At 45.3% G+C, this 3111-nt stretch carries 3 protein-coding genes; all 3 read right to left on the reverse strand.

The annotated features are described in order from the left end of the window. Positions 1-147: 147 nt before the first annotated feature. Positions 148-705 (reverse strand): stalk domain-containing protein, encoded by a 558-nt coding sequence (locus HP552_RS01260; protein WP_175393906.1) that lies wholly within the window; start codon positions 703-705, stop codon positions 148-150. 43 nt (positions 706-748) lie between these two features. Beyond that, positions 749-2878 carry a phage tail protein gene (locus tag HP552_RS01265; RefSeq protein ID WP_175393907.1) on the reverse strand — a complete coding sequence of 710 codons (2130 nt, stop codon included), beginning with the start codon at positions 2876-2878 and terminating at the stop codon, positions 749-751. A 10-nt stretch (positions 2879-2888) separates the two neighbouring features. Continuing rightward, positions 2889-3111: phage distal tail protein (locus HP552_RS01270; protein ID WP_175393817.1), on the reverse strand; the 223-nt coding region annotated here is incomplete at its 5' end.

The raw sequence follows: 3111 nt of genomic DNA on the forward strand, positions 1-3111 counted from the left end.
CCGTCCAAAGTCTAGGTTGGTCCGACGGTTCAGCGAATATTGTGACGTTCTTTCCGAATATCCACCTTATCAGTAATTTCTTTATCACAATCGCCACTTCCTCTCTTGAGCATAAAAAAGAGCCCGTAGTTTTACGGACTCATTATTTTATTTAATTTCAGCCAAAGCTTCTTCTACCAGTTTCAATTCTTCCGAATACTTAGCAATGTCGCTATCATACCGAGCAAGTTCCTTTGTCCACTGGTCAACAGCTAAATCATTGCCTTGTTCTTTTGATTCTGAAAGCCATCTGGAAACATCCTCTCTAGCCTTCTCCAACGGAGCAATCGTTTGGTTTTTCAAACTATCTCTCATTGTTTCTAAACTGCTCTTTGTACCGCCAATGTATTTATTTGTTGTTGATACATTATTAGGACCAGAGCCTGTTTCAACAGTGTTACTTTGTTCTGTTGTGATGGTTATAGTTTTTCCTGACACTTTCACATCAGCTCCTAACGCTTCTGAAAGGGATCTAGCAGGCACATTGGCCTTTGAATCAATGATTGCCCCTTTTTCAGATAACTTTTCTCCATTTACTATAACGCTATATTCTCCACTAACTTTCTTTCCAACCATGCTTTTCACAGTGTCAGCAAACGCGCTTCCAGTTGTCGAAATAACTACCCCAATCAGTATACCGCCTACAACATATGCAACCTTTTTCACCAATCCAGCCTCCATTTTGGTTCAATTTACCTATTATGATACATTACGGAGTTGAAGTTTGGTAGGTTCCGCCCCAATTTGTAGCATTCGCAAGACCATGGTTATGAGTTGGCAGTGTGATTGGATGGGTGTGATTGTTAAAGGAGTAACGTAGTGACTCTAATTGAGTCCTTAATGATGATAATTCGGCCTGTAATCCATTTATACTGGCGATTCCCAACCCTGTGATGTTAGAGTTGGCAAAAGAAACAGTACTGCGGAACTCAGCAGGACCAGCAACAATTGGCGACCCTTGCAGCCTAATTGGGTTACCAGTGTTGTTTGATCCAAGAAACAAGTCATTACTAAAGATAGTCAGCTGCCCCGAGTTTTGATATGAATTAATCTCCCCAGCAACAGCTCCGCCCGAACCAAAGAACGAGATAGCCGCAATTTCATCGTTTGATCCTGTGGTAATTCGGATACGGTTCCTATTGTTTGAATCGTATGTTCGAAAACCGTTTATGTCCTGCTCGATACGCCGCCCACTGGCTGCCGTTCGGATCAAGGCCCCTGTAATCGTTCCGCCCTCGATCTCATTACCGACAATCCGTGACGCCTGGATTAATGAACTGAGCATGGTGGAATTATCAATTTCCCCGGTCAGTTTAATGGACCTGGCGACTACGTTGCCCTGCATGTCTACCCGGAACGGTGCCTGGTTGTAGTCAGCATGGCCGGAGCTGATTCCCTGTGTATTGATCTTGGTGACCAGGTTCCCGCTGCCGATGACCATAGAAACGAAATCTCCGAGAACGCCCCGTATAGCCTCCGCCACAATGCCCTGCGCTGTGATGGCGACCCTTGCAGTAATTCCACGGTCTGTTGTTAGCATGAGCCCGTCAGACGTTAATATGACCTGGTTCCGTGTGTCTGTTTGGCTTTGCAGCACAATCCCGCGCTGATCGTAAATGATTTGGGTCTTGGAGTTGTTGATGTCAATCACGGCCTGCTTGGCGAATGTCTCAAATACATCCGTTCGGATCTTGCCGCCCGAGAACAAGTCATTAACGATTCGCTTGGATCGTTCCAGATCCGCAATGATATCGTCATAACTCTGGATTTTGAAGTTTGCCAGCACCACCTGAGTATGTTTGTCCATCGAAAACGGATACTCCGTCATTTCCATAACCCGCATTTCGATATTTTTCATTTCCATTTCTGGGTCATAGGCGTACACGATATCACCCATGTCAGGCGGTGATTCGATCCGGTCTATCTTATGGATATCAGCTGCATTGATAGAGATTTCAATTTCCGGGATCTCTTTCTTTCGCAACTCCTCCCGGGTAGCCTTTAGCAGCTTTTCCGGGTCCTCTATATTTTGGTCAACCAATTCCCCATCATAGAAAACGTTGGTTGTGTTGGACCAGTATTGTGCGTAAGGAGATATCAGATAATTGACGGCCAGTTTCCCGTTCTGAATGGCTCCCGGTACGCTTTGCAACAGACTCAATTCCTCGGCTGTCAGGTAGTCCGTGGACATCCCTATAAACGTCCGGCCGTCTTTCATTTGGCTGAACATCCTGGTCACCAGGTTTGAACCCTCATCTTTGAATTGGTCTTGAATGATGTCTTTGCCTATCCGGTATTGCTTGCCCACGTTTTCGCCCACACGCTTACGTAGATGGATCGTAAAGTTATCCGCCTTTACCTCTGCACCGTAGGACTTAACAATGTGATTGAAAGCTTCCAGAGCTGTAGTCCGGCCCCAATCCTTGATATCCTGAAGGTCAAAAACGTCATCAATCTTGAATGTGTATTTGTTGTTCATGATCAGTGACAGACGGGCAGTCATTTGGCTGATATGCACCCCGTAAGCTTCTTCAATGTACTGATCATAGGGCACCTTAAATTCATTCATCTTGAACATGACGTGGGTTGCCACAATACGAGCCGTCAGCTTTTTGCCATCCCGAACCCGTTCCCGCGTCTGGATCACATAATACTGCCCTTGTTCGTCCATCACATGACCCTTGATCTTAATTTTCTCCCGATAGTCATCCGATGTCATGGGCACAAAAAAAGACAGCTCATAATCTCCATTGACCCGTCTCCGCCGTACTATATCATAAGCGAAGTTTAGGTAACCCGTTCGCTTTAAATCTTTATCAAACACCTGTAAATACTTCATGTGTCACCCCTTAATACAGGAACCTGTCTCGGTGAGTAATACGGAATAATACGGTCCTGGCCGTTTCTGGATCAGTCCACCGGAGTGAATTTGTCCCTGGATTCAGCTGCAGGAAATCGCCTGTGTAGAGATGGGATACGTTTTGACCATTCCGGGTGATTTTGAATTTCCCGGAGTCAATAATAATCTGGTCGCCAGGATTAAAGTTATCTTCAAATTCGATGTAATCCACA

Origin of the sequence: Paenibacillus xylanilyticus, from assembly GCF_013359935.1 — a bacterium.
In the GTDB taxonomy this organism is placed as follows: Bacteria; Bacillota; Bacilli; order Paenibacillales; family Paenibacillaceae; genus Paenibacillus; species Paenibacillus xylanilyticus.

Excerpts from the sequence above, each read along its gene's own strand:
- HP552_RS01265 (WP_175393907.1), bottom strand. The coding sequence starts at position 2,878 with ATGAAGTATTTACAGGTGTTTGATAAAGATTTAAAGCGAACGGGTTAC.